Consider the following 22965-nt stretch of genomic DNA (forward strand, 5'->3'; position numbering starts at 1 on the left):
GGGCCAGGCCTCAGGGAAGGGGTTGAACTGGACGTTTGCTGTGCGTCAACGTACAGGGAACGGACCCGGCTCACTCAGGCATTTTCCCTCGTCGGCGGGCGCGCCCCCCGGCCACCGAAGCGGAGCCGTTCCTCTCTCTTCTCGCAGGCCGGGGCCATGTGCCGCGCCGTCGTGACAAGATCCGCTGCCATGTCATCGTTGCCCGCGTGGTCATCCAGAACCTGTCGTCGGCTGCTGGTCGTCCTGCTCGCGCTGCTCGCGGCGGCGGGCGCCACTGTGGCGGAGGCGGGCACGGCCTCCGGGGTCAGGGCGCGGCCCGCCGCCGGGGCCGCGACGCCCGACCGTCCGCACTACGACGTGAAGCTGCGGGGCGACGCCGACGGCTCCCACTGGACGGGCCGGCAGCGGGTGTCGTTCCGCAACGCCTCCGCCCGCCCTCTGCGCGAGGTGTACGTCCGGCTGTGGGGCAACGGCGAAGACGGGTGCGGCACGCCCGGCAAACCGTCCCCGATCCGGGTGTCCAAGGTGCGCGGTGGTGCTCCGGGCCGGCTCACCGTGAACTGCACGGCGCTGCGCATCGCCCTCCCGAAGCCGCTGGCACGCGGCGAGCGGACGGCCGTCGCCTTCGACGTGTCCATCGCCGTGCCCCAACGGAACAACCGCTTCGGCCGCGAGGGCGCGTTCCGCTTCCTGGGCAACGCGCTGCCGGTCCTCGCCGTGCACGACGCGTCGGGCTGGCACCTCGATCCGTATGTGTCGACCGGCGAGAGCTTCTACGCATTGGCGAGCGACTTCCGGGTACGCCTCGACCACCCCTCGTCCCTCAAGGTCCCGGCGACAGGCCGCACTTGGACCCTTCGAGGCAAGCCCGGGCGTACGGTCACCCACAGTGTCGCCCAGCGGGTGCGGGACTTCGCGTGGGCGGCGGGCCCGTTCCGCAGCGCGACCGAGACCTCGCCCGGCGGGGTGCGCGTGAAGTCGTACTGGTCGCCCGACACACCGGCCGCGGGCGTCCGCCTCAACCGCAAGGACGGCGTCGCCGCCGTCGACCTGTTCAGCAAGGAGTTCGGCCGCTATCCGTACGGCGAGATCGACCTCGTGATGACCCACGATTTCGCCGGCGGCATGGAGTACCCCGGCGTGGTCATCCTCGGCACCACGGAGGAGGGCGGCGCCACTGTCCACGAGATCGCCCACCAGTGGTGGTACGGCATCGTGGGCAACGACGAGTACAACTCGCCCTGGCTGGACGAGAGTTTCGCCCAGTACGCCAACGCGCGCTACTACCGCTGGGACGGTTTCGACTGCTCGGGCGACCCCTGGCCGAGCCCCACCGCCGCGCTCACCAACTCGATGACCTACTGGTCCGCACACCGTGACGAGTACTTCCGGACCGTGTACATGGCCGGCCCGTGCGCCCTGGCCGACCTGGAGCGCGTTCTGGGAGCCGGCACCATGGCGCGACTCCTCAAGCGGTACGCCCACGACCACTGGTACGGCGTCTCCACCACGGCCGACTTCAAGAAGGCCGCCCAGTCCATGACGAACAAGGACCTGACTCCCTTCTGGAAGAAGTACCGCATCCGGTGACCCGCCACTCCACCGCTACTGCGTCTACTTCGTCGCGGCCAGCAGCCGCTTGGTGAACTGGTCCGATGGTGCGGTTAACACCCTTGCCACCGGCCCCTGTTCGACCACCTCGCCACCATCGAGCACGGCGATGCGGTCGGCCAGGGCGGCGATGTCCAGGTCGTGTGTGATGAGTACGACGGACAGGTCGTCGCGTCCTCGCCGGAGCCCGGCGAGGACGTCCAGGAGACCGCGCCGGGTGACCGTGTCGAGGCCCGAGGTGATCTCGTCGCAGATGAGGACGCGGGGTTCGGCCAGCAACGCCCGGGCCAGAGCGGCACGTTGGAGTTCGCCGCCGGACAGCCGGCCGGGGAGGCGGTGGGCCTGTTCCTCGGTGAGGCCCAGTCCGGTGAGGGCCGCGAGGGCCGCTGCCCGGGCCTCCGGAGCTCCGGCGCCACGCAGTCGTACGGCCGTCCGCGCGACCTGGTCGACAACGGGCCGGTACTCGTCGAACGCGGCTCGCGCGTCCTGGAACACGTACTGCACGGCAGCCAGTTGAACCCGGTCGCGGTCGCGCAGGCTGCGCGGGAGGGGACGGCCGTCGAGGGTGACCTGACCGTCGTAGGCCCGGTGGAGCCCGGCGAGGCAGCGGGCAAGGGTGGTCTTCCCGCTGCCCGATCGGCCGACGACGGCAAGACATTCGCCCTGGTGGAGGCCGAGTTCGGGGACGCGGAGCACCTGGGTGCGGTGATGGCGTGCGGCGAGGTCTCGGACGCGCAGGACGGGGGTGCCGATCGGTCCGTGAGCGCTGTCACCAACGGGGTTTTGTCCGAACTGTGCTTGCTGGGAGAGGAGTTCGCGGGTCCACGCATGGCGGGGCGCGAGCCACACGCGTTCTGTCGGGCCCGACTCGACGACCCTTCCGTCACGCATCACCAGTACCTCGTCGGCCAGTGCGCGCACGACATCGAGATCGTGGCTGAGCAGGACCAGCGCGATGCCCTGGGCGACGACGGCTGTCAGCTCGTCGACGATGCGGCGCTTCGTCAACGCGTCCTGGCCGGTGGTGGGTTCGTCCGCGACGACGACCCTGGCCCCCAGCAGCAACGCCTGGGCCAGCACCACCCGTTGCTGCTGGCCGCCGGAGAGCTGATGGGGATAGCGGCGCAACAGGACTTCCCCGTCCGGCAGTTGGGCGTCGGCCAGAGCGCGCAGCACGCGGCTGCGAGCCTCTGTCCGACGCGTCGCGCGGGGCAGGTCCCGTACCTGCTCGCGGGCGATGTCGTCGAGGAGGGTGCCCACTCGGCGGGCGGGGTTGAGTACGGCGGCGGGATGCTGGGGGACATATCCGACCGGTCCGCCCCCGGGCACCCGTATCTCGCCCGACACCCGGGCGCCGGGCGGGTGTTCGCCGAGGAGGGCCAGGCCGGTGGTGGTCTTGCCGCTGCCGGACGCGCCGACCAGGGCGGTCACCCGGCCGGGCAGCACACGGAGGTTGACGCCGTCGACAAGGGCGCGGCCGTCGATCTCGACGCGGAGGTTCTCGATCTCGGCGACAGGAGTGTCGAGAGGAGCGCTGACGGGGGCGTTCATGCCGGTCGTCCCTTCTCGGCGGTACGTCGGCCGTCGCCGGGTCGCTTGTCCCCGCCGGTACGCCGGTCCAGCGCCGCGTCGAAGAGCAGGTTGCTGCCCGTCGTCAGCGCGACGATCAGCAGCGCGGGTACGACCACGGCCCAGGGCTGCACGAACAGCCCGGTGCGGTTGCGGTCCACCATGACCGCCCAGTCGGCGGCGTCCGGGGCGACCCCGACACCGAGGAAGGCGGCCGTGGCCACCAGGTACAGCACGCCGGTGAGCCGGATGCCCGCGTCGGCGGCGAGGGTGCGGAGGATCGCGCGACCGACATAGCCGACGGCCATGCGCCACCAGGTCTCGCCCTGCATACGCAGCGCCTCCACGGCCGGCCGGGCGGCGGCCTCGGAGGCCGCCGCGCGCACGATCCGGGCCGCGTCCGGGATGTTGGCCAGCGCTACCAGCAGGGCCAGGCCGACCGCGCCCGGCTCGAACACCGAGGCCACGAGCAGGATCAGCAGCAGTGAGGGCACGGCGATCAGCACGTCCAGCGGCCGCATCAGCAGCTCCTCCAGCCAACTCCGGTGGGTGAGCGCGCCGATGAGACCGACCGGCACGGCCACGAGGTAGGCGAGCGCCGTCGCGGCGAGTGCGGTCACCACCACCGGCCGGCCGCCGTGCAGCACCTGCTGGCACACGTCCCGGCCCACGAAGTCGGTGCCGAGCCAGTGCCCGCCCCCGAGGGTGAACGACACAGCCCGCGGGCCCGGTTCACCCGCGAACAGCGGCCCGAGCAGGGCGAGTACGAGGGGTACGCCGATGACGGCCGCCCCGAACACGAAACGCGAACGGCCCTTCACGCGGCCACCCCGGCCCGGGGCGCGAAGCGGTGTGCGACGAGATCGGCGCCCAGGTTGAGGACGACGGTGAGTACGCCGAACACCACCGCCAGCCCCTGCACGACGGGCACATCGCGTTCGGCGACGGCGTTCATCAGGACGGTTCCCAGGCCCGGGATCACGAACAGCGCCTCCACGACGATGACTCCGCACAGCAACCAGTCGACGGTGCGGGCGAGTTGCTGTGCCGCCGGGGCGACGGCGTTGGGCAGGGCATGGGCGTACCGGACGCGGGCGCCCGGGATGCCGTACCGGTGCGCCTGGGCGACGTACGGCGAGTTCAGCGCGTCGACCATGCCGGCGCGTACGAGCCGGGACAGTGAGCAGACCGGCCGGGACAGCAGGACCAGGACGGGCAGGACCAGTGCGGCGGGGTGGGAGAGCAGGTCGGTGCCGTAGCCGACGGCGGTCGGCGGCAGCCAGCCGAGCCGGAGCGCGAAGACGGTCACCAGCAGGACCCCGAGGGCGAACTCCGGTACGGCGTACACCCCCAGGGTGAGGGAGCTGACCAGCCGGTCCACAAGCCGCCCTTCGTGCCGTGCGGCCAGCACGCCGAGCCCAACTCCCAGCGGGATCAGGAGGGTTACGGTGATGGTCGCGAGCAGCAGGGTCGGACCGAACCCGTTCTCGATGTACCCGCTGACCGGGCGTCCCGAGGTCAGCGAAGTGCCGAAGTCCCCGTGAGCGAGGCCCGCCGTCCAGTCCAGCAGCCGTTCGTAGGCGGGCCGGTCGAGGTGCATGGCCTCGCGGATGGCCGCGACACGCGCCGGGTCGGGCTGGTCCCCGGCGAGTGCCACGGCCGCGTCGCCCGGCAGCGCCTCGGTGAGCGCGAAGACCAGCAGCACCACGGCCACGGTCTGCGCGCCGCCGAGGAGCAGCCGCCGGACGACGAAGGAGCGCAGTCCGCTCACGCCAGCCAGACCTTGTCGAACCGCGCCCAGTCGAGCGAGTTGGCGGGCGCCTTCGCCTCAACTCCCTTGACGTTTCTTGCGGTTCCGAGAATCCAGTCGGCGAACCCCCACACCAGGAACCCGCCCTCCGCGTACAGCCGACGCTGCATCCGCTCGTACACGGCGGTCCGCTCGGTCGTGTCCTTCGTCGACTGGGCCTGCTGGTAGAGCGCGTCGAAGTCCTTGTGGTGCCACTTCGTCGCGTTGGTGGTGGAGTCGGTGAGCAGCCGTTGCGAGATATGGGCCTCGATGGGCATGGCGCCGGAGCGGTAGCAGCAGATCGTGCCGTTGTCGAGGACGTCGCTCCAGTACGTGTCCTTGCTGCCCATCTTCACGTCGATCGTGACGCCCGCCTTCGCGGCCTGGTCGCGGAAGATCCCGGCGGCCTCGGTGAAACCCGCGGCGACGGTCGAGGTGTCCAGGCCGACCTTGAGATTCTCGGCTCCGGCCTGCTTCAGCAGGGCCTTGGCCCGGTCGAGATCCTGGGCTCGCTGCGGAAGGTCGCCGGCGTAGTACTCGTACCCCTTCCCGAACAGGTCGTTACCGACGACACCCGCGCCGGACAGCGCGCCGTCGACGAGTTCCTGCCGGTCGGCGATGAGGAAGAAGGCCTCGCGGACGCGCTTGTCGTCGAAGGGCGCCCGGTCGGTCTTCATCGCGAACCCCTGCATGGAGCTGTTGCGCAACCGCACGATGTCGATCTGCCCCTTGCCCTCATGGGCCCGGGCGGTGGTCGGGTTCAGCTCATGCGCGTACTCGACCTGCCCGCCGAGCAGCGCGTTGACGCGCGCCGACTCCTCGTTGGCGACGACGAACTCGATCTCGTCGAGGTGCGGTGCGCCCTCCCAGTAGTCGTCGAAGCGGCTGAACACGGCGGACCGGCCGGGCGCGAAGGACACGAACCGGAAGGGCCCGGACCCGACGGGCTTGGTGTCGAAGTCGGTGCCGGTGGCCCCGGCGGGCACGATGTACGCGCCGAACGCGGCCAGCACGTTGGGGAATTCGGCCGTCGGCCGCTTCAGCACGAACTCGATCCCGTTCGGGCCCGTGGCCCGGCTGGCGTCGAGGTCGATCGGCTCGAGGGAGGCCTTCGCGCGGAACGTCTGGTCGGGGTCGGCGATCCGGCGGTAGCTGTACAGCACGTCCTCGGCGGTGACCGGCTTGCCGTTGTGGAAGGTGGCCCGGCGCAGGGTGACCCGCCAGCGGTCCAGGGTCTTGTTGGCCTCCCACTTCTCGGCGAGGCGGGGCTGCGCGGAGAGGTCGGCGCCGTAGTCGGCGAGCTTGTCGTACAGCGCCTTGGCGCGGGCCGCGTCGGCGAACAGGCCGGCCAGATGCGGGTCGAGGGTCTCGCCGGCACCCCCGCCGGCGAAGGCGGCACGCAGCCGCCCGCCCCGTCTGGGCGTACCGCTGCCGGAGCCGCTGCCCTCGGAGGTGTCGTCCGAGGAGTCGGCACAGCCCGCGAGGCCGAGCACACCGAGCGCGGCGGTACCGCCCACGGCGGTGAGGAAGCCGCGCCGGCGCAGGGCGGAGAAGTCGTTCATGGGAGTCCTTCGGGTCTCTACGGGGTGAGCGATGAGTGAGCGCGATAGCCCAGGGTGTTGACGTGTGGGACAGGTGGGTCGCCGGGTGTCAGTGCCGACGGCGCGCGACCAGGTGCAGTCGGTCCGCGTCGGCGGTCTCACCGGGCAACTCGCCCTCCTGCCATGGGGGTTCGGTACGCGGTCCCGGGCCGTCGTGCAGTTCGAGTACGTCGAATCCGTGTGCGGTGAGTACGTGACGCAGCTCCTGCGGGAACAACAGCCGCCAGGCCGACCGCTGTTGGACGGGGGGCGTACCGTCGTCGGCCGTCCAGTCCCGTATCCGCCGCAGCAGCCCGGCCGTCCGGTCGACGGTGAGCGTGGTGACGGACCGGTAGGAGGTGCCCCGCCAGGTGAAGCCTCCGATGGCAGGGGTGTCGAGCAGGTCGGTGCGGCCGAGGAAGTAGGCCCCGTTGCGCATCTCGGCGACGAGGAGCCCACCGGGGGTGAGCGCGCGCCGGCAGGAGGCGAGGAACCCGTCGAGCTGGTCGTTGGTGTGGCAGTACAGCAGCGCGCTGTCGAGACAGACGACGGCGTCAAAGGCATCGGCGCCCAGTTCGAACCAGGTGAGATCGGCGCTGACGTACTCGGGCCCGGGATGCTTCGTGCGGGCGTGCGCGAGCATCGCCTCGGAGGTGTCGGCTCCGGTGACGGTACGGCCGGCGCGCTGCAGATACTCGGCGTCACGCCCGGTACCGCACCCGAGGTCGAGCACCCGCGTCCCGGCACTGTGCCGACGCAGACAGTCCTCGGCCCAGCGCCCGGCTAGCCGGTGGGGGTCGGGGAACCGGGCCTCGTACAGCTCGGGGTGGTCGGTGAGCAGGTTGCCGCTGTTCACAGGGGGTTCCTCGGAACGGGGGTTCACACTGGCCTCGCCGCCTGGCCTGTTCACACCGTGCTCCTCTCCCGCACCGGCGCCGGGGTCGTCGGCAGTGCACCCAGCCTGTTCAGCCAGGCCACTCCCCCCGCCGACGCCAGGCCGAACACCGCGCAGAACGCCCACGGCAGCCACTCCGCGCCGCCCCGCTCACCCGCGTCCATCGCCCAGCCGACGACCGTGTTGCCGACGGCTGCGGCGATGCCGGAGACGACGTAGAAGATGCCGAAGTAGGTGCCCGTCAGCTCGGGCCGCCCGAAGCCCGGTATCAGCTCCATGACGAACGGCGAGGCGACCATCACCCCGACGTAGAGGATCAGCGCGCCCACCAGGACGGGTACGGCGGCCCACCACGACGCCTCCCCCTCCCCCGCCACCAGCATCGGCGGCACGAACGCCAGCCCCATCAGCGCCAGCCCCGCCACGATCCAACGGGCCCGCACACCACGCGACTTGAGCGAACGGGTGATCCTGAGCTGGAAGGCGAGGTTGGAGAGGGTGCCGACGACGAAGACGAGGCCGGCCGCGCCGTCCCAGCCGGTGGCCCGGCGGGCACCGTCGGGGAGGAGCAGATAGAGCTGGTTCTCCAGGGTGAACATGCCGACCATGGCGAGCGCGAACGCCACGAAGGCTCGGTTGCCCACCACTTCGCGCCAGTCCGCGAGGACCCCGCTCTTCGCGGGTTCGACCTCCCGCGCGGGCAGCACCAGGGCCTGGGCGACCGTGAGGACCGCGAAGATCGCTGCGGCGGTGAGCGCGGACGCCCTGAAGTCCACCAGAAGAAGTGCGCTGCCGAGCAGTGGCCCGACCAGCGCGCCGGTGGTGGCGAACACGTTGAACAGCGCGAACGCCTCCGCCTTCCGGCCCCCGGCCTCCTGCGCGAGGTAGGCCCGTACCGCCGGGTTGAACAGCGCCCCGGCGAGCCCGCTCAGCACGGACGCGGCCAACAGCACCGGCAGCCCGTCGCCGAGGGCGAACAGTCCGAACCCGACCGACCGCAGCCCGCACCCGGCGATGATCACTCCGCGCGCGCCGAGCCGGTCGGCGGCGGACCCCCCGATGATGAAGAGCCCCTGCTGACTGAGGTTGCGCACCCCGAGGACGATGCCGACGACGGCCGCCGACATCCCCAGGTCCCCGCTGAGGTGGGTCGCGAGGTAGGGGATGAGGAGGTAGAAGCCGGTGTTGACGCCGAGCTGGTTGACGAGCAGCAGTTGGACGGCGACCGGGAAGCGCCGCATCTCACGCCACGTCTTCATACTCGCCCCCCGCGTCGACCTCGTCGCACGCGATGCCCTCGATACCCACGTCGCCCCCGTCGCCCCCGTTGCCCCCGTTGCCCCCGTTGCCCCCGGCACCGGACTCGTCGACCCCGTGCTCCTGAACTCCCAGACCAGGCCGGTCACTTGCGCGTACGACACCGTCGGCACCGCCGATTCCGGACCACGGATCCCGGGCCAGCAGCAGGTGTCCGTCCAGGTCGGTCCAGCGGGCGTGGTCGGCGAGGTGGACGGCGGGTGCGATGCCGAGGGTGCTGGCGGTGAGGCAGCCCAGCATCAACTCCGTACCGCTGCCCTCGATCAGCCCGGCGATACGCAGGGCCGCGTGCACCCCGCCGCACTTGGCGAGCTTGACGTTGATGCCGTGCACGCGTCCGGCGAGTCGTCGCGCGTCCTCCAGGTCCACCGCGTCCTCGTCGGCGATGAGCGGCAACGGCGATCGCTCGGCCAGGGCCGCGAAGGACTCCGGGTCGCCGGGGACGACGGGCTGTTCCACCGCCTCGACGCCGAGTTCGGCGAACCGGGGCAGCAACTCCCGTGCCTGGGCGATGTTCCAGGCCCCGTTGGGATCGAGGAGCAGTCGTACGCCGGGCGCGGCGTCGCGGATGACGCGTACGCGTTCCACGTCGTCCTCCGGGTCCGGCGTCCCCGCCTTGACCTTGACGATCCGGAAGCCGCTCGCGGCGAGCCGTCGAGCCTCGTCGGCCGCGTGCCCGGGGGAGGTGATGCCGATGGTGCGGGCGGTGTCGGCGACAGGCGCGGCAGGCGCCCCCAGCAGCCGGTGCACGGGGACCCCGGCGCGCTTGCCGACGAGGTCGAGGAGCGCGGCTTCGACGGCTGCGACGACGGCGGCGGGCATGCTGTCGCCGTTCGCCGACCTTCCACGCAGCCCGACCGCCCCTCCACGGCGCCCGACCGACCCTCCAGGCCCTCTCTGCCCTCCCTGTCCTTCTCGCAGGGTCTCCAACGCGTCTTCCGGAGCGGCGAAGCGGCTCAACTCCATGTCGTTGAAATGCCTTTGGAGTGTGGCGGTGTCGAGTCCGTAGTAGAGGCTGGTGACGGCCTCGCCGTGCCCGTACGACCCCTCGTGTTCGATGGTGAGCCACACCGCGTCGCGGGCGGCCATGGTGGAGCGGGAGATGCGCAGCGGCTCGGTGAGTTCGAGGCGGGCGGTGCGCAGGCTGGCCTTCACTGGTTCCTTTCCTGCGGGGAGAGCGGGTCGGTGACGCGGGTGCAGCGGACCCAGCCGGTGGCCTCGGCGGCGCGGGGGTGCGGAATCTCGACCGGACGGGTGGCCGCGGTGGCCGGGTCGAGGCCGTGGGCGAGGGCGAAGTCGTCGTCGTAGACGGTGCCGAGGTAGCGGTGCGGGCCGTCGGGGAAGACGGTCGCGACGACTGCGCCGGGGTGGACGCGGGCTGCCCAGGCGGCGACTCGGGCGACGGCGCCGGTGCTCCAGCCGCCGCTGACGAAGCTCTCGCGGGCTAGTCTGCGGCAGCTGTCCACGGCTTCGGCGGGGCCGACCCAGTGGACCTCGTCGAAGGCGTCGTAGGCGACGTTGCGGGGGTGGATGCTGCTGCCGAGGCCGCGCATCAGGCGAGGGCGGGCCGGCTGGCCGAAGATGGTGGAGCCGGTCGCGTCGACACCGATGAGCCGCAGCGCGGGCCAGCGCCTGCGCAGGGGTCCGGTGATGCCGGCACTGTGTCCGCCGGTGCCGACGCTGCACACCAGGACGTCCAAGTGGTCGAGCTGGGCGGTGAGTTCGGCGGCCAGGGAGGTGTAGCCGGCGATGTTGTCGGGGTTGTTGTACTGGTCGGGCCAGTAGGCGTCGGGGAGGGCGGCGAGGAGTTCGCGGAGACGGGTGAGGCGGGCCGCCTGCCAGCCGCCCTGTGCCGCCGGCCGGTCGACGATCTCCAGCCGTACTCCGTGGGAGCGCAGCAACTGCCGCATGGACGGCTCGAGTTCACTGTCGCCGACCAGCACGATCGGATGTCCGAGGGCCTGTCCGGCGAAGGCGAGTCCGACTCCGAGGGTGCCGGAGGTCGACTCCACCACCGGTGCGCCGGGACGCAGTTCGCCCCGTTCGCGGGCGCCGAGCAGCATGGACACGGCGGCGCGCGCCTTCATGCCGCCCGCGCCGAGTCCTTCGAGCTTGGCCCAGAACCCCGGTTGCGGTCCCGGGAGTTGGGCGGTGATCCGGGCGAGGGGGGTGCGACCGAGGAGCGACAGCAGCTCATGACGTGCCGCTGGGGTGGACCGTACGGCGGTCGTGGTCATCGGGGGCCGCTCCCGCCGTAGCAGTGGATGGCGCCGGGGCCGCCGTCCAGCCAGAAGAAGGGGTACGGTTCGGCGCAGACCGCGCTCACCCCGTGTCCGAGGAAGCGGGGCAGGATGGCGCTGCCGGTCTGGGCGAACATCACCAACTGCCTTCCGTGGGCCAGCGCATGGCGCCGCAGGGGCTCGAAGGTGCCGTTGCCGAGGGTCATCCCGGAGGCGAGTACGGCGTCACAGCGCCCGCTCTCCGCCTCGGCGAGGGCGTCGGTCACCACCGGCTCGCCCCACTCCGTCGTACCGCCCTTGAGATCGCACGGAACGTAGTTCAGCCCCCGTGAACGCAGCGCCTCCAGAAGGGAGTTGACGACTCCGACCACCAGGACCGTGGCCCCGGCGGGCAGGTCGAGCAGCGACACGACGGTCTTCGCGCGCGCCTGCGACTTCACCAGCGAGGAGCCGGCCGGGAGGTGGACCGTCCGGGCCCCGTGCTCCGGGAGGTGCGGGGTGATGTGCATGAGGTAGGCGTCGAGGGCGGCCACGCGTACGGGAAGCAGGGGGTGTTGGAGGAGCCCGGCGACGTCCGCGCCCACGCAGGTGTCGATCGCGTCGTCCGGGAGTTGTCCGGGTTCGACAGCGCAGGAACCGACGGCCGCGCCAAGTCGCAGGCTGAGCACCTCGTTGCGGTAGCCGCTGCCCCGCCCGTCGTGCCGTACGGCCTGCCGGGTGGCGAAGGAGACGGAGACGCGGAGTTCCTTCGGATCCGGTCCGAGGTCACCGGCGAGGGCGCCGACCGCCAACTCCTCGTAGGAGTCCGCCCGGGCAAGGGTCGTGGTGGGTGCTGCGGCGTTCACTGGATCACCAGTCCCGCGCGGAGTTCGCCCAGCAGGGACTCGACGCGGGCGCGGGCGCCGAGACCGTCCGGGTCGGCCGCCATGACGTGTCCCAGGTATTCGTTGTTGCTGCCCGCCGCCTTGACAACGGTTCCCGGCTCGGCGAGCTGGACCTCCAACACGCCTTCTCTCTGGCGCAGTTGGTCGCCGCCGGGCAGTGACTCCAACGTGCCCTCCGTCTCCGGGACGAGGAAGCCGATGGCCGCGCTGCGCACCCCCGTGTCCGTGCGGCGCAGGTCGGGCGCACGGCCGAGGGAGACGTCCACGAAGGCGGCGGCGAGGTCGATGCCGGTGACATGGCGGACGAGTTCGGTGATCCGGTTGCCGGCCGGACGGGGGTTGACCTCGACGACGCGCGGCCCGGCGGAGGTCAGTTTGATCTCGGTGTGGGCCACGACCCCCTCCACCAGTCCGAGCGCCTTCAGGGCGCCCAGCGCGGTCTGCTCGGCGGCCTCGGTGTCGGCGGCCGTGAGCGCGGCCGGGAACATATGGCCGGTCTCGATGAAGGCGGGCGCCCCGCCGATGCTCTTGTCGGTCACCCCGACGACCTGCACGGCGCCCGCGCAGGACACGGTCTCGACACTCACCTCGGGCCCGTCGAGGAGCTCCTCGAGGAGGACGACGGGCGGGCGCCGCTGCCCCCGCGCGTTGACCGGAAAGGCGCTCAACGCCCGGCAGGCTTCGGCAAGTTGGGCCTCGTCGTCGACGCGTCGGACGTACATCCCCGCGCACAGGTCGACCGGCTTGACGACCAGCGGATAGCCGATGCCGGCGGCCTCGCGCACGATGTCGGCCCATTCCTCGCACACGGCGAACCGCGGCCCCGGCACGCCGGCGTCCGCCAGCACCCGGCGGGTGGCGTCCTTGCGGCAGGCGTTCTCCACGGCTTCGGGGCCGGAGCCCGGCAGGCCGAGGTGCCCGGCGATCCGGGCGACCGTGGGCAGGTAGTAGTCGCACGAGGTGATCACCCCGTCGAAGCGGAGCACCCCGTGCAACCGCTCGACGTACGGCAGCAGTTCGTCGAGGTCGTTGGTGTCGGCGGTGACCACGTTGCGGGCACCGAGCAGTGGATGCGCCGCCCCCTCGGGGGCGCTGCGCAGGTAGTGGTGCAGGTCACGGGTGAGGAAGGTGAACTCGTGCCCGCTCTCCCGGATCGCCCGTGGCAGCAGTCTGCTCATCGATCCGACCCAGCTCTCGACCACCAGCAAATGAGCCACAACTCCCCTTTCCACCCCGGCGGTCACGGCCGTCAGGGCAGCGCGAAGGCACCCCCGCCAGGGAGGGCTCCGGACTTGACCGTGGACACGTTATCGACAATCGTTTTCATTGTCATCTGATGACCGGAGGATTACCGAAGTCGACACCGATACCGAGATTGCGAGACCCGTGGCCCGTCCCCCACGCAGTACGGCCCGTGTACCGCGCCCTCGGCCGCACCGAATACTGGGAGGGCTCCTGGCCGACGGGCTGCGAACGTATCTGCGGGACGGCACCCCGGGCACCCTCCGCCCCGCGACCGCCCTCGACTCCCCGGACCCACGCGTCTTCGAGGCGGCGAACCGGACCGTGAAGTGCGCGGACGGACCCGGTCCTGCACCCGGACGCGTCCTGGCCGACCTCCACCGCACACGACGGCTGGACCCGCAGCCCGTGCTGACCGGCATGGAGGCGTCGGCCTGCGCCTTCTGGCCCCACCGGACCGGACGCCGTACGGTCCTGGGCAGCCCCGCCGCCCCGCCCGTACTGCTGATCGCCTCCGCCCACGACCCGGTCACCCCGATCGGGGGCGCCCGCGAACTGCGCCGGCTGCTGCCCGGCTCGCGCCTAGTCACCCCTCGACGAGGACTACTCCCACGGCGTGTTCGCCAGCCGGGGCAACGCGTGCGTGGACTCGACGGCCGCCGCCTAGCTGGTCGACGGGCGGGTGCCGCCGGCGGATGTGCGGTGCGCGGGGCCGGGGCTCCCGGTGGTGACCGGCCGGTAGCCCGCACACCGGCGCACCCCCGGCACGTTCCCCGTCCGGACCGGAAGCCGAGCTGGCTGAAAGCCCCGACCCGAGGCCGACCCGAAGCCCAACCGGAAGGGCGACCCGAAGCCCGACCCCAAGCCCGACCCGAAGCCCGACCCCAAGCCCGACCCCAAGCCCGACCCCAAGCCCGACCCCAAGCCCGACCCCAAGCCCGACCCGAAGGGCGACCCCAAGGGCGACCCGAAGGGCGACCCCAAGGGCGACCCCAAGGGCGAGCCTAGGGGCGACCGGAAGGTCGAGCCGAAGGGCGAGCCGAGTTGCGACCGAAGGGCGAGCCCAAGCCCGACCCGAAGGGGGACCCAAGGAGAGACGCCCGACGGGGTACACCCCGGCCACGCGCCACGGATTACGACAGCTGCGTCTGCACCTGCGAGGAGATCAGCTCCAGGTGGTCCAGGTCGTCGAGGTCGAGGATCTGGAGGTAGAGCCGCTGGGAGCCGATCTCCTGGTACCGGCCGATCTTCTCCACGACCTCGGCCGGGGAACCCGCCAGTCCGTTGGTCTTCAGTTCGTCGACCTCGCGGCCAATCGCGGCGGCCCGGCGGGCCACCTCCTGGTCGTCCTTGCCGACGCACACCACGAGGGCGTTCGAGTACGTCAGCGCGTCGGCCCGGCGGCCCGCCTGCTCGACCGCCGCGCGCACCCGGCCGAACTGGCGCTCGGTGTCCTCGAGCGACCCGAACGGCATGTTGAACTCGTCGGCGTACTGGGCGGTCAGCCGAGGGGTACGGGCCGCGCCGTGGCCGCCGATCAGCACGGGTATCTTCGCCTGCGCCGGCTTGGGAAGGGCCGGCGAGTCGGTGAGTTCGTAGTGCGTGCCATGGTGGCTGAACGTTTCACCGGTCTTTGTCTCCCAGAGGCCGGTGACGATGGCCAGCTGCTCCTCGAGACGGGCGAACTTCTCCTGCGGGAACGGGATGCCGTACGCCTTGTGCTCCTGCTCGAACCAGCCCGCGCCCAGGCCGAGTTCGACCCGGCCGCCGGACATCTGGTCGACCTGCGCGACCTGGATCGCGAGGACGCCGGGGAGACGGAACGTGGCGGCGGTCATCAGGGTGCCCAGGCGGATGCGCTTGGTCTCGCGGGCGAGTCCGGCGAGGGTGATCCAGGCGTCGGTGGGGCCGGGCAGGCCGTCCCCGTCACCCATGCGGAGATAGTGGTCGGAGCGGAAAAATGCGTCGAAGCCCAGGTCCTCGGTGGCCTTCGCCACGGCGAGCAGGGTGTCGTAGGTCGCGCCTTGCTGGGGTTCGGTGAAGATACGAAGATCCATGCCTCCATCCTGCACGCTCGAACAGCGGTCAACCCCACCGGTCTCCCCCGCCCCGCACTTCCCCGGGCGAGTGAAAAACCGTCAACCCCGTACGAGCTGCGGCTCCGGACCAGTGACCCCGCACGGCGATGATCGTTGGCTCGGGCGGAGCCGGCCCGACCGGCGCCCGCGCCGGCGTCGACCGGCCGGCCAGTTCGATTGCCGGCCCGCTCGTTTCCGGCGCGCACCCGTGTCGGCTCCGCTGGGAGCCAGGGGCCGAGGAGGCCGTCATTGTCCGAAGAAGTCGTGCCGCAGCAGGCGGGGCCCGCACAGCCGAAGGGGCTGCTGCAGCAGATGGAGGAGCTGATGGCCGCGCTGAACGCGGATCTGTCGGCGCTCGACGCGGATCTTCAGTCGGCGGGAGTGTCGTCGGCGCCCGCGGAGGAGACCGAGGCGGGCTGAGGCCCGCCCCTGCCGGGGGCTTCGCCGCCGGGTCCCCGACCGGCCTGAACGGCCTCGTCCTCGGACTCCCCCAGCGGGAGAACCCCCGGACAGGCTGAGATCGCCCGGGCCGAGCTGCAAGGCTCGGCCCTCTGCCCGACAGGGCTCGACCCCTCTACCCGGGCACCCGCTCCGCACCTCCCGCCGCCTCCCTGGCCGCGAGCTTGCGGAGCATCTCCAGGACCCGGTCGCGGGACTCGTCCGCCGCGTCGATGGATTCCATGCACTGCCAGTACGTCGTCTCGTCGGCCGCCGCGCTGGCGATGCCGACCAGGGCTATGCCGGCCTCGCCGAGCAGGTTGCCGAGGCAGACGAGGGCCTGGCGGGCGTCGCCCAGCTCGGTGAGCTGGGCCGCGCGTAAGTCGCCCACGGCGAGGCACGGTTCGTCGAGAACGCCGCAGCCCCGGCCCGCCAGTTCCGTCAACCCCAGTGCCTCGCCCCGCAGTTCGGGTGGTCCGGTGACCGCGAGACGGCTGCCTATCGCCTGCGCCAGGGCCTGCGCCTGCCACACCTCCATCAGGGTCTGCCGCACACCCTCGCTGATCGCCAGGGCATGTCTGCTCGTCAGGATGAGCCGCACAGCGTCCATGCGCTGCCCCCGTCTGTCCCCGACGCGCTTTTCGCACGTCCGCCCGAACTCCACCGTCCACTACCCAGAGTGAAGGGCAATGGGACGAAAAGCCAGAGGAAGGCGGAAATCTGCGGACACGAAATGAGCAACAGATCGCATTTTGACTTCGGAGAGTGACTATTCCGGTGCGGGGAACCTCCGTTCGTTACGGTCGATCTTCGCCGCGAGGGCGGCCAGCGCGTCGATCCCGAGCACCTCGCACAGTTGGAGCAGATACGCGAGCACATCCGCGACCTCGTCCGTCACCCGGTGGGCGGTGTCCGGGTCGTCCATCACCCGCGCCGACTCCTCGGGCGTCAACCACTGGAAGATCTCGACCAGTTCGGACGCCTCGACACTGAGCGCGCTGACGAGGTTCTTGGGGGTGTGGAACGGCTGCCAGTTCCGTGCCGCCGCGAACTCGGCCAGCCTGCGCTGGAGTTCCGCCACGTCCAACTGGCCGGGTTCTTCGGGGTGTTCCTGGTCTGTCACGGCTTCAGGTGTACCACCGTCACCCCCGCCACCTCCTCCGCCCAGGACGCGTCGCTCACCGTGCCGAGGAGACGGATGTGCCCTCGGTCGCACATCCGGGCGGCCAGGCGCAGGAGTTGCTCGCGCTGCGGTACGTCCAGGGACCGGTCGAAGCCGTCGGCCAGGACCGTGAGCGCCTGGAGGGCGTCGGGCACCTCGCCGGGCCGGTCGACCATCAGCACACCGGGGCCGGTCAGCAGGACCAGCGCCAGTCCCGCGTACCTCAACTCGCCGTCGCCCAGCCTGCCGAAGGCGGTGAGCAGACCGTCACCCCGGTCGAGTACGGCTCGCACGCGACCGTCGGCGACCCGGTCCGCCCGTACGTCCGTGACCGGGCCCGCGCAGCCCTCGCGGACGGCGGCGACCAACAGCCCGTGGCGGATGGAGCATTCGGACCGGGTGCGCCACAGGACCTCGGCCAGGTTGTCGCACCCCGGCAGAAGCCGTCCGCTGCGCACCGGGACCGCGGCGCGCATCCGGTCGGGCAGTGGGTCACAGGCGAAGACGGACCGCAGGGCGAGCACCATCTGCTCGGCGGCGGCGATGACTTGGCGCTGCCCGTCCGTCTTCCCGGCGACCCGCAGCGGCAGCAGGGTCGTGCCGAGCCGGTCGTCGGGCATCGGGGCGCGGGTGACCGACGCCGAACCGGCCGTGTGCCAGGCGGCCTGGACGGTGCGCCTGCTGGGATCGACCAGTGCCGTCTCCAGCAGGACCACCCCGCCCGCGCTCAACCGCTCGCCCACGATGCGCAGTTCGGGCTCGGCCTGGACGGCGACGTCGAGCCGTACGGGACCCTCGGGGCCGTCCGCCGTACAGCCGATGCGGAAGCCGCGCCGGCGTTGGGCGTCGGGGCGGGCGCGTTCCGGGACGCAGGCGGCGGGGTCCGGGAACGCCTCCCCGACGGTGGCGCCGGAGCCGAGGCGGGCCAGCGACTCGTACGCCCTGAGGGCGGTCGACTTGCCGCTGCCGCTCGACCCGGCGAGGAGGGTGAGCCGCCCGAGCGGGAACCCGGCCCCGCGGTGTCCCGCGTAGGCGGACAGTCTCAGTTCGGTAAGGCTCGGCCGGTCGGGACGCGCCGCCCTCTGCGCTGCGGTGGCCGGGGAGGGCGGTGAGTCCAGTGACAGGGTCATATCCGGACCGTAGGGCTCCGCCGCGAGGCGAACCGTTCCGCCCGCCGCACCTTCCTACGAACGGGGGACCACCGGATTTCGCTGTGAGCCCGCTCTCAGTTCTCCGGCACCCCGGCTCCGCCCATGAGCCCGCCGACCTCGGTGCCGGGCGGGGTGAGAAGGAACACGTTCCGGTCGACCCGGTGCATCCCGCTCGCGAGGCCGAAGACGACACCCGTACTGAAATCGAGGACCCGCTTGGCGGTGTCCGTCTCGGCGCCGGTGAGATCCAGGAGGACCGGGATGCCCGCCATCAGCGTCTCGGCGACCTCGCGGGCGTCCGCGAAGACATTGACGCGCAGGACGACGAAACGCCGCCTGGCCTCGGTTTCCGCCTCGGGTATCGACCGGTGGCCCACCGCGGACGGCCATGCGTCCCGGCCTCTCAGCGGTACGACCTGGGCGAGCCCCTCCCACTGTTCGTCGGTGACATCGTGGCTGTTCATCGGCGCACTCCGTCCTGGCTCGCGCTGACAGTCTGCATCAGCCAATTCTTACTCATGGTCACCCGATCGGCCCAATACGACACGCTCAGCGACCCCCTGTGTGAGAAATATCCGAACACCCATACGTACCTCACAGCACTGACACTCTGGCTGTGCAGCGGGCGTAACCGCTCATGATCGGATCACGTGACATCGACGTAACGGGCAATTCGTACGCTCGGCGGTAGCGGGCCGGCTTGATGCAGGAAAGCGGAGCAGGACAGCGGAAGACGAGAAAGGCAGCACGTGACCACAACCCCCACGACAACGCAGGTGCGCACCGTGTGCTCGTACTGCGGGGTGGGCTGCGGAATCGTGCTGGACGTCGGGCTCGGACCCGACGGTCGGCGTACGGTCTTCAAGGCCTCCGGGGACAAGGCGCACCCCGCGAACGCCGGGCGGCTGTGCACCAAGGGCGCGACCACCGCCGACATGCTCAGCGCACCCGGACGGCTGACCACCGCGCTGGTCCGGGGCGGCCACGACGACCGGGGCGAGGAGCTGGTCCCCGCGCCCGTCGCCGACGCCATCGCGGAGACCGCGCGGCGGCTGCGGGCGATCGTCGACGAGCACGGGCCGGACGCCGTCGCCTTCTATGTCTCCGGGCAGATGGGCCTGGAGGCCCAGTACCTGGCGAACAAGCTGGCGAAGGGGTTCGTGGGAACGAACCAGATCGAGTCGAACTCCCGGCTCTGCATGGCGAGCGCGGGCACCGGATACAAGCTGTCGCTGGGCGCCGACGGGCCGCCCGGCTCGTACGACGACTTCGATCTCGCCGACGCGTTCCTGGTCATCGGGTCGAACATGGCCGACTGCCATCCGATCCTGTATCTGCGGATGATGGAGCGGGTCAAGGCGGGGGCCAAGCTCATCGTCGTCGACCCCCGGCGGACCGCCACCGCCGCGAAGGCCGACCTGTTCCTCCAGATCAAGCCCGGTACGGACCTGGCCTTCCTCAACGGTCTCCTCCATCTCCTGCACGCCGACGGGTACACGGACCCGGAGTTCATCGCCGCCCACACCGAGGGCTGGGAGGAGATGCCGGCCTTCCTCGCCGACTATCCGCCGGACGCCGTCTCCGCGATCACCGGTATCCCCGAGGACGACATCCGGGAAGCCGCCCGGATCATCGGTGAGGCCAGTGCGTCCGGTGAGTGGATGAGCTGCTGGACGATGGGCCTCAACCAGTCCACGCACGGCACCTGGAACACGAACGCCCTGGTCAACCTGCATCTCGCCACCGGCACGATCTGCCGTCCCGGCAGCGGGCCGTTCTCCCTCACCGGGCAGCCCAACGCGATGGGCGGCCGGGAGATGGGGTACATGGGGCCGGGGCTGCCGGGGCAGCGGTCCGTGCTCGTCGACGAGGAGCGGGCGTTCGTCGAGGACCTGTGGGAGCTGCCCGCGGGCACGCTACGCAAGGACGGCGCCGGGCTCGGCACGATCGAGATGTTCCGGCGGATGGCCGAGGGCCAGATCAAGGCCTGCTGGATCATCTGCACGAATCCGGTCGCCTCGGTCGCCAACCGCCGGACCGTCATCGAGGGCCTGGAGGCCGCCGAGTTCGTCGTCACGCAGGACGTCTTCGCCGAGACCGAGACCAACGCGTACGCCGATGTCGTCCTGCCCGGCGCGATGTGGACCGAGGCGGAGGGCGTCCTCGTCAACAGCGAGCGCAACCTCACCCTCGCCCGCGCCGCCGTCGACCCGCCCGGCGACGCCATGGCCGACTGGCGGATCATCGCGGCCGTCGCCCGCGCGATGGGGTTCGACGGGTTCGCGTACGAGAGCGCCCAGGATGTCTTCGAGGAGCTCAAGCAGGCGTGGAACCCGAAGACCGGGTGGGATCTGCGGGGCGTCACCTACGAGCGGCTGCGGGAGACTCCCGTGCAGTGGCCGGCCGCCTCGGTGGACGGGCCCGCGCGCAACCCCATCCGGTACCGGGAGGCGGAGGGTGAGGGGCTGCGGTTCCCCACCGCCAGTGGACGTGGCGTGTTCTACGGCCGGCCGTATCTGCCCGCCGCCGAACTGCCCGACGACGACTTCCCGTTCGTCCTCAACACCGGGCGTGTGCAGCACCAGTGGCACACGCTGACGAAGACGGGGAAGGTCGCCAAGCTCAACAAGCTGAACTCCGGCCCGTTCGTGGAGGTACATCCCGAGGACGCGCGGGAGTTGGGAGTCGAGGACGGCGACTCGGTCGAGGTCGCGTCACGGCGCGGACGGGCCGTGCTGCCGGCGGTCGTCACGGACCGGGTGCGGCCGGGATGCGTCTTCGCGCCGTTCCACTGGAACGACCTGTTCGGTGAGTACCTCAGCATCAACGCGGTGACGAGCGACGCGGTCGATCCGCTGTCCCTGCAGCCGGAGTTCAAGGTGTGCGCGGTGTCCCTGGTGAAGGTGCACCGCCCCGAGCCGCAGCTGCCACCCCCTGCGGCCCTGCCGACAGCTCTCCCCCAAGTGCCGCTCACCGTGCCGGAGTTGGCGTTCACGCCCGCTCCTCCGCCCGTGCTCAGCGCGCAGGAACGCCAGTACCTCTCGGGCTTCCTCGCCGGTCTGCCCACCGGCGCCGTGGGGATTCCCGTGCTGCCCGCCTCCGCTCCCTTCAGCGCCGAGCACGCCGACTGGGTGAACGGGATGCTCGCCGGCATGTACTCCAGGACCGTGGAGGCTCCGCCACGGGAACGGGTCGGGGTCGAAGTCGAGGTCGACGGGCGCGATGTCGTCGTGCTGTGGGCCTCGCAGACCGGCAACGCCGAGGAACTCGCCGGCGCGGCGGCCGAGCGGCTGAACGCGGGCGGGCACCGGGCGAAGCTCGTCGGCATGGACGAGGCCGATGTGGCCACCCTCGCCCGCAGCGCCGATCTCCTCTTCATCACCAGCACGTTCGGCGACGGCGACGCCCCCGACAACGGCTCCGGCTTCTGGGACACGCTCTCCGGGGAGCAGGCGCCACGGCTGGACGGCGTGCGGTACGCCGTCCTCGCGCTCGGTGACTCCTCGTACGACGACTTCTGCGGGCACGGGCGCCGACTGGACGCGCGGCTGGACGAGTTGGGCGCGGTACGGATCGCGCCGCGCACCGACTGCGAGCCCGACTTCGAACCGTCGGCGGACGCGTGGCTCGACCAGGTGCTCGACGTGCTGGACACGACGAGCGGCACGGACGGCGCGGTCGGCAAGGTCGGCATGGGCAGCAAGGAGGGTGAGAGCGCCCAGGCCTCCGCTCTCACCGTCTCTCCTGCGCCCGCTCCCGCTCCCGCTCCCGCTCCCGCCGTACGGTCCGCCAAGCCCGCCCCCTCCCCCGCCCGGCTTGTCGGCAACCGGCTGCTCAGTCTGGCCGGGGCGACCAAGGAAGTGCGCCGGTTCACCTTCGACACCAGCGGTACGGGGCTCACGTACGAAGCGGGAGACGCGCTCGGGGTGCGGCCCGTCAACTCCACGTCCCTGGTGGAGGAATGGCTGGCCGTGACCGGGCTGGACGCGTCAACCGGCGTGGAAGTGGACGGAGTTGGCGAGTTCACCCTCTCCGAGGCGCTGTACCGGCAGCTCGACATCACCCGGATCACACCCGACCTGCTGCGCTTCGTCTCCGAACGGGCACGGGACAACCGTGAGTTGAAGAAGCTGATGCGGTCCGACAACAAGGACGGGCTGGCCCGCTGGTCGTGGGGGCGCCAAGCCGTCGACGTGGTGACCGAGTACGGGGTGCGGGCGTCCGCGCAGGAGTGGGCGAAGGTGCTGCGGCGGCTTCAGCCCCGGCTGTACTCCATATCGTCGAGCCCGCTCGTCGACCCGGCGCGGGTGTCGCTGACGGTGTCCGTGGTGCGGTACGAGAACCTGCACGGCCGGCCGCGCGGCGGGGTCTGTTCGCCCTTCCTCGCGGACGCCGGGCCGGACACGGCGGTACCCGTCTTCGTCCAGCGTTCGCCGCACTTCAGACCGCCCGCCGACGCCTCGACGCCGATGGTGATGGTCGGGCCGGGCACCGGGGTGGCGCCGTTCGTGGGGTTCCTGGAGGAGCGGCGGGCGCTCGGGCACTCGGCGCCGAACTGGCTGTTCTTCGGTGAGCAGCACCGCGCCACGGACTTCTACTACGAGGACGAGCTGGCCGAACTGGTGGCCGAGGGCACGCTGACCCGCCTGGACACGGCGTTCTCCCGCGACCAGCGCAACAAGGTCTACGTTCAGGACCGGATGCGCGAGCACGGACCGGAGTTGTGGCACTGGCTGCAGGACGGTGCCCACTTCTACGTCTGCGGTGACGCCTCGCGCATGGCCAAGGACGTGGACCGGGCGCTGCGGGACATCGCGGTGGCGCACGGCGGTCTGAGCGAGGACGAGGCGGGCGCGTATGTGAAGCAGCTCATGGCGGCGAAGCGGTATGTGCGAGATGTCTACTGAACCGCATGAATAGCCCATAAGAGCCCATAAAGAGCTCATAAATAGCCCATAAATGCTACTGGCGGACATTCTTACCGGCCTCACACCGGAAGCTTCACGTCC

19 protein-coding genes are annotated in these 22965 nt (G+C 71.3%); 4 read left to right on the top strand and 15 right to left on the bottom strand.

The genetic code is table 11. The annotated features are described in order from the left end of the window. The first annotated feature begins 189 nt into the window (after positions 1-189). Positions 190-1590: a M1 family metallopeptidase gene (locus ABZ855_RS16540; protein ID WP_360807268.1), complete on the top strand. Its 1401-nt coding sequence runs from the start codon at positions 190-192 to the stop codon at positions 1588-1590. A 24-nt stretch (positions 1591-1614) separates the two neighbouring features. Here ABZ855_RS16540 and ABZ855_RS16545 read toward each other — a convergent pair whose 3' ends face one another. The 10 genes from ABZ855_RS16545 to ABZ855_RS16590 form a co-directional block, all read right to left on the bottom strand. Continuing rightward, a complete protein-coding gene (locus ABZ855_RS16545; protein ID WP_360807270.1) occupies positions 1615-3162 on the bottom strand; it encodes an ATP-binding cassette domain-containing protein in 1548 nt (515 codons plus the stop codon). Beyond that, complete coding sequence (locus ABZ855_RS16550; protein WP_360807272.1) at positions 3159-4001, bottom strand: ABC transporter permease subunit; 843 nt, start codon at positions 3999-4001, stop codon at positions 3159-3161. The genes ABZ855_RS16545 and ABZ855_RS16550 overlap by 4 nt, the downstream gene beginning before the upstream one ends. Beyond that, positions 3998-4951: an ABC transporter permease gene (locus ABZ855_RS16555; protein ID WP_360807274.1), complete on the bottom strand. Its 954-nt coding sequence runs from the start codon at positions 4949-4951 to the stop codon at positions 3998-4000. The genes ABZ855_RS16550 and ABZ855_RS16555 overlap by 4 nt, the downstream gene beginning before the upstream one ends. Continuing rightward, positions 4948-6531: an ABC transporter substrate-binding protein gene (locus tag ABZ855_RS16560; RefSeq protein WP_360807276.1), complete on the bottom strand. Its 1584-nt coding sequence runs from the start codon at positions 6529-6531 to the stop codon at positions 4948-4950. The genes ABZ855_RS16555 and ABZ855_RS16560 overlap by 4 nt, the downstream gene beginning before the upstream one ends. Positions 6532-6619: 88 nt before the next feature. After that, complete coding sequence (locus ABZ855_RS16565) at positions 6620-7405, bottom strand: class I SAM-dependent methyltransferase (RefSeq protein ID WP_360807278.1); 786 nt, start codon at positions 7403-7405, stop codon at positions 6620-6622. 50 nt (positions 7406-7455) lie between these two features. Then, positions 7456-8703 carry an MFS transporter gene (locus tag ABZ855_RS16570; protein ID WP_360807280.1) on the bottom strand — a complete coding sequence of 416 codons (1248 nt, stop codon included), beginning with the start codon at positions 8701-8703 and terminating at the stop codon, positions 7456-7458. Beyond that, positions 8687-9916 (bottom strand): dipeptide epimerase, encoded by a 1230-nt coding sequence (locus tag ABZ855_RS16575; RefSeq protein ID WP_360807282.1) that lies wholly within the window; start codon positions 9914-9916, stop codon positions 8687-8689. Before ABZ855_RS16575 ends, ABZ855_RS16570 begins: the two co-directional genes overlap by 17 nt. After that, positions 9913-10998, bottom strand: a complete 1086-nt coding sequence (locus ABZ855_RS16580; protein WP_360807284.1) for a pyridoxal-phosphate dependent enzyme — start codon at positions 10996-10998, stop codon at positions 9913-9915. The genes ABZ855_RS16575 and ABZ855_RS16580 overlap by 4 nt, the downstream gene beginning before the upstream one ends. Beyond that, positions 10995-11792 (bottom strand): DUF364 domain-containing protein, encoded by a 798-nt coding sequence (locus tag ABZ855_RS16585; protein WP_360807326.1) that lies wholly within the window; start codon positions 11790-11792, stop codon positions 10995-10997. Before ABZ855_RS16585 ends, ABZ855_RS16580 begins: the two co-directional genes overlap by 4 nt. Before the next feature lie 50 nt (positions 11793-11842). Beyond that, entirely contained in the window at positions 11843-13102 is a 1260-nt protein-coding gene (locus ABZ855_RS16590) for an ATP-grasp domain-containing protein (RefSeq protein ID WP_360807286.1), read from the bottom strand. Positions 13103-13547: 445 nt separating this feature from the next. Between ABZ855_RS16590 and ABZ855_RS16595 the strand changes: the two genes are divergently transcribed. Beyond that, the gene (locus tag ABZ855_RS16595; RefSeq protein WP_360807328.1) at positions 13548-14135 is read left to right on the top strand and encodes an alpha/beta hydrolase; all 588 of its coding nucleotides are present in this window, start codon (positions 13548-13550) and stop codon (positions 14133-14135) included. Between the two features lie 125 nt (positions 14136-14260). Here the strand turns inward: ABZ855_RS16595 and ABZ855_RS16600 are convergent, their stop codons facing one another. Beyond that, positions 14261-15184, bottom strand: a complete 924-nt coding sequence (locus ABZ855_RS16600; RefSeq protein WP_360807288.1) for an LLM class F420-dependent oxidoreductase — start codon at positions 15182-15184, stop codon at positions 14261-14263. A 270-nt stretch (positions 15185-15454) separates the two neighbouring features. Here ABZ855_RS16600 and ABZ855_RS16605 point away from each other — a divergent pair, with 270 nt between their 5' ends. Then, positions 15455-15625, top strand: coding sequence for a hypothetical protein (locus ABZ855_RS16605; protein WP_360807290.1), 171 nt, complete (start codon positions 15455-15457; stop codon positions 15623-15625). Positions 15626-15779: 154 nt separating this feature from the next. On the opposite strand, the gene ABZ855_RS16610 is transcribed toward ABZ855_RS16605, so the two are convergent. The 4 genes from ABZ855_RS16610 to ABZ855_RS16625 all read right to left on the bottom strand — a co-directional run bounded on the left by ABZ855_RS16610 (position 15780) and on the right by ABZ855_RS16625 (position 18420). Next, a complete protein-coding gene (locus tag ABZ855_RS16610; protein WP_360807292.1) occupies positions 15780-16253 on the bottom strand; it encodes a DUF6099 family protein in 474 nt (157 codons plus the stop codon). A 159-nt stretch (positions 16254-16412) separates the two neighbouring features. Continuing rightward, positions 16413-16766, bottom strand: coding sequence for a nucleotide pyrophosphohydrolase (locus ABZ855_RS16615; protein ID WP_360807294.1), 354 nt, complete (start codon positions 16764-16766; stop codon positions 16413-16415). Further along, positions 16763-17935, bottom strand: a complete 1173-nt coding sequence (locus ABZ855_RS16620) for an ATP-binding protein (RefSeq protein WP_360807296.1) — start codon at positions 17933-17935, stop codon at positions 16763-16765. The genes ABZ855_RS16615 and ABZ855_RS16620 overlap by 4 nt, the downstream gene beginning before the upstream one ends. Before the next feature lie 95 nt (positions 17936-18030). Next, positions 18031-18420 carry a cell division protein SepF gene (locus ABZ855_RS16625; protein WP_319199964.1) on the bottom strand — a complete coding sequence of 130 codons (390 nt, stop codon included), beginning with the start codon at positions 18418-18420 and terminating at the stop codon, positions 18031-18033. A gap of 285 nt (positions 18421-18705) precedes the next feature. On the opposite strand from ABZ855_RS16625, the gene ABZ855_RS16630 reads away from it, so the two are divergent. Continuing rightward, positions 18706-22863 (top strand): bifunctional nitrate reductase/sulfite reductase flavoprotein subunit alpha, encoded by a 4158-nt coding sequence (locus ABZ855_RS16630; RefSeq protein WP_360807299.1) that lies wholly within the window; start codon positions 18706-18708, stop codon positions 22861-22863. Positions 22864-22965 lie beyond the last annotated feature (102 nt).

Origin of the sequence: Streptomyces sp. NPDC047042, assembly GCF_040644035.1 — a bacterium.
GTDB lineage: Bacteria > Actinomycetota > Actinomycetes > Streptomycetales > Streptomycetaceae > Streptomyces.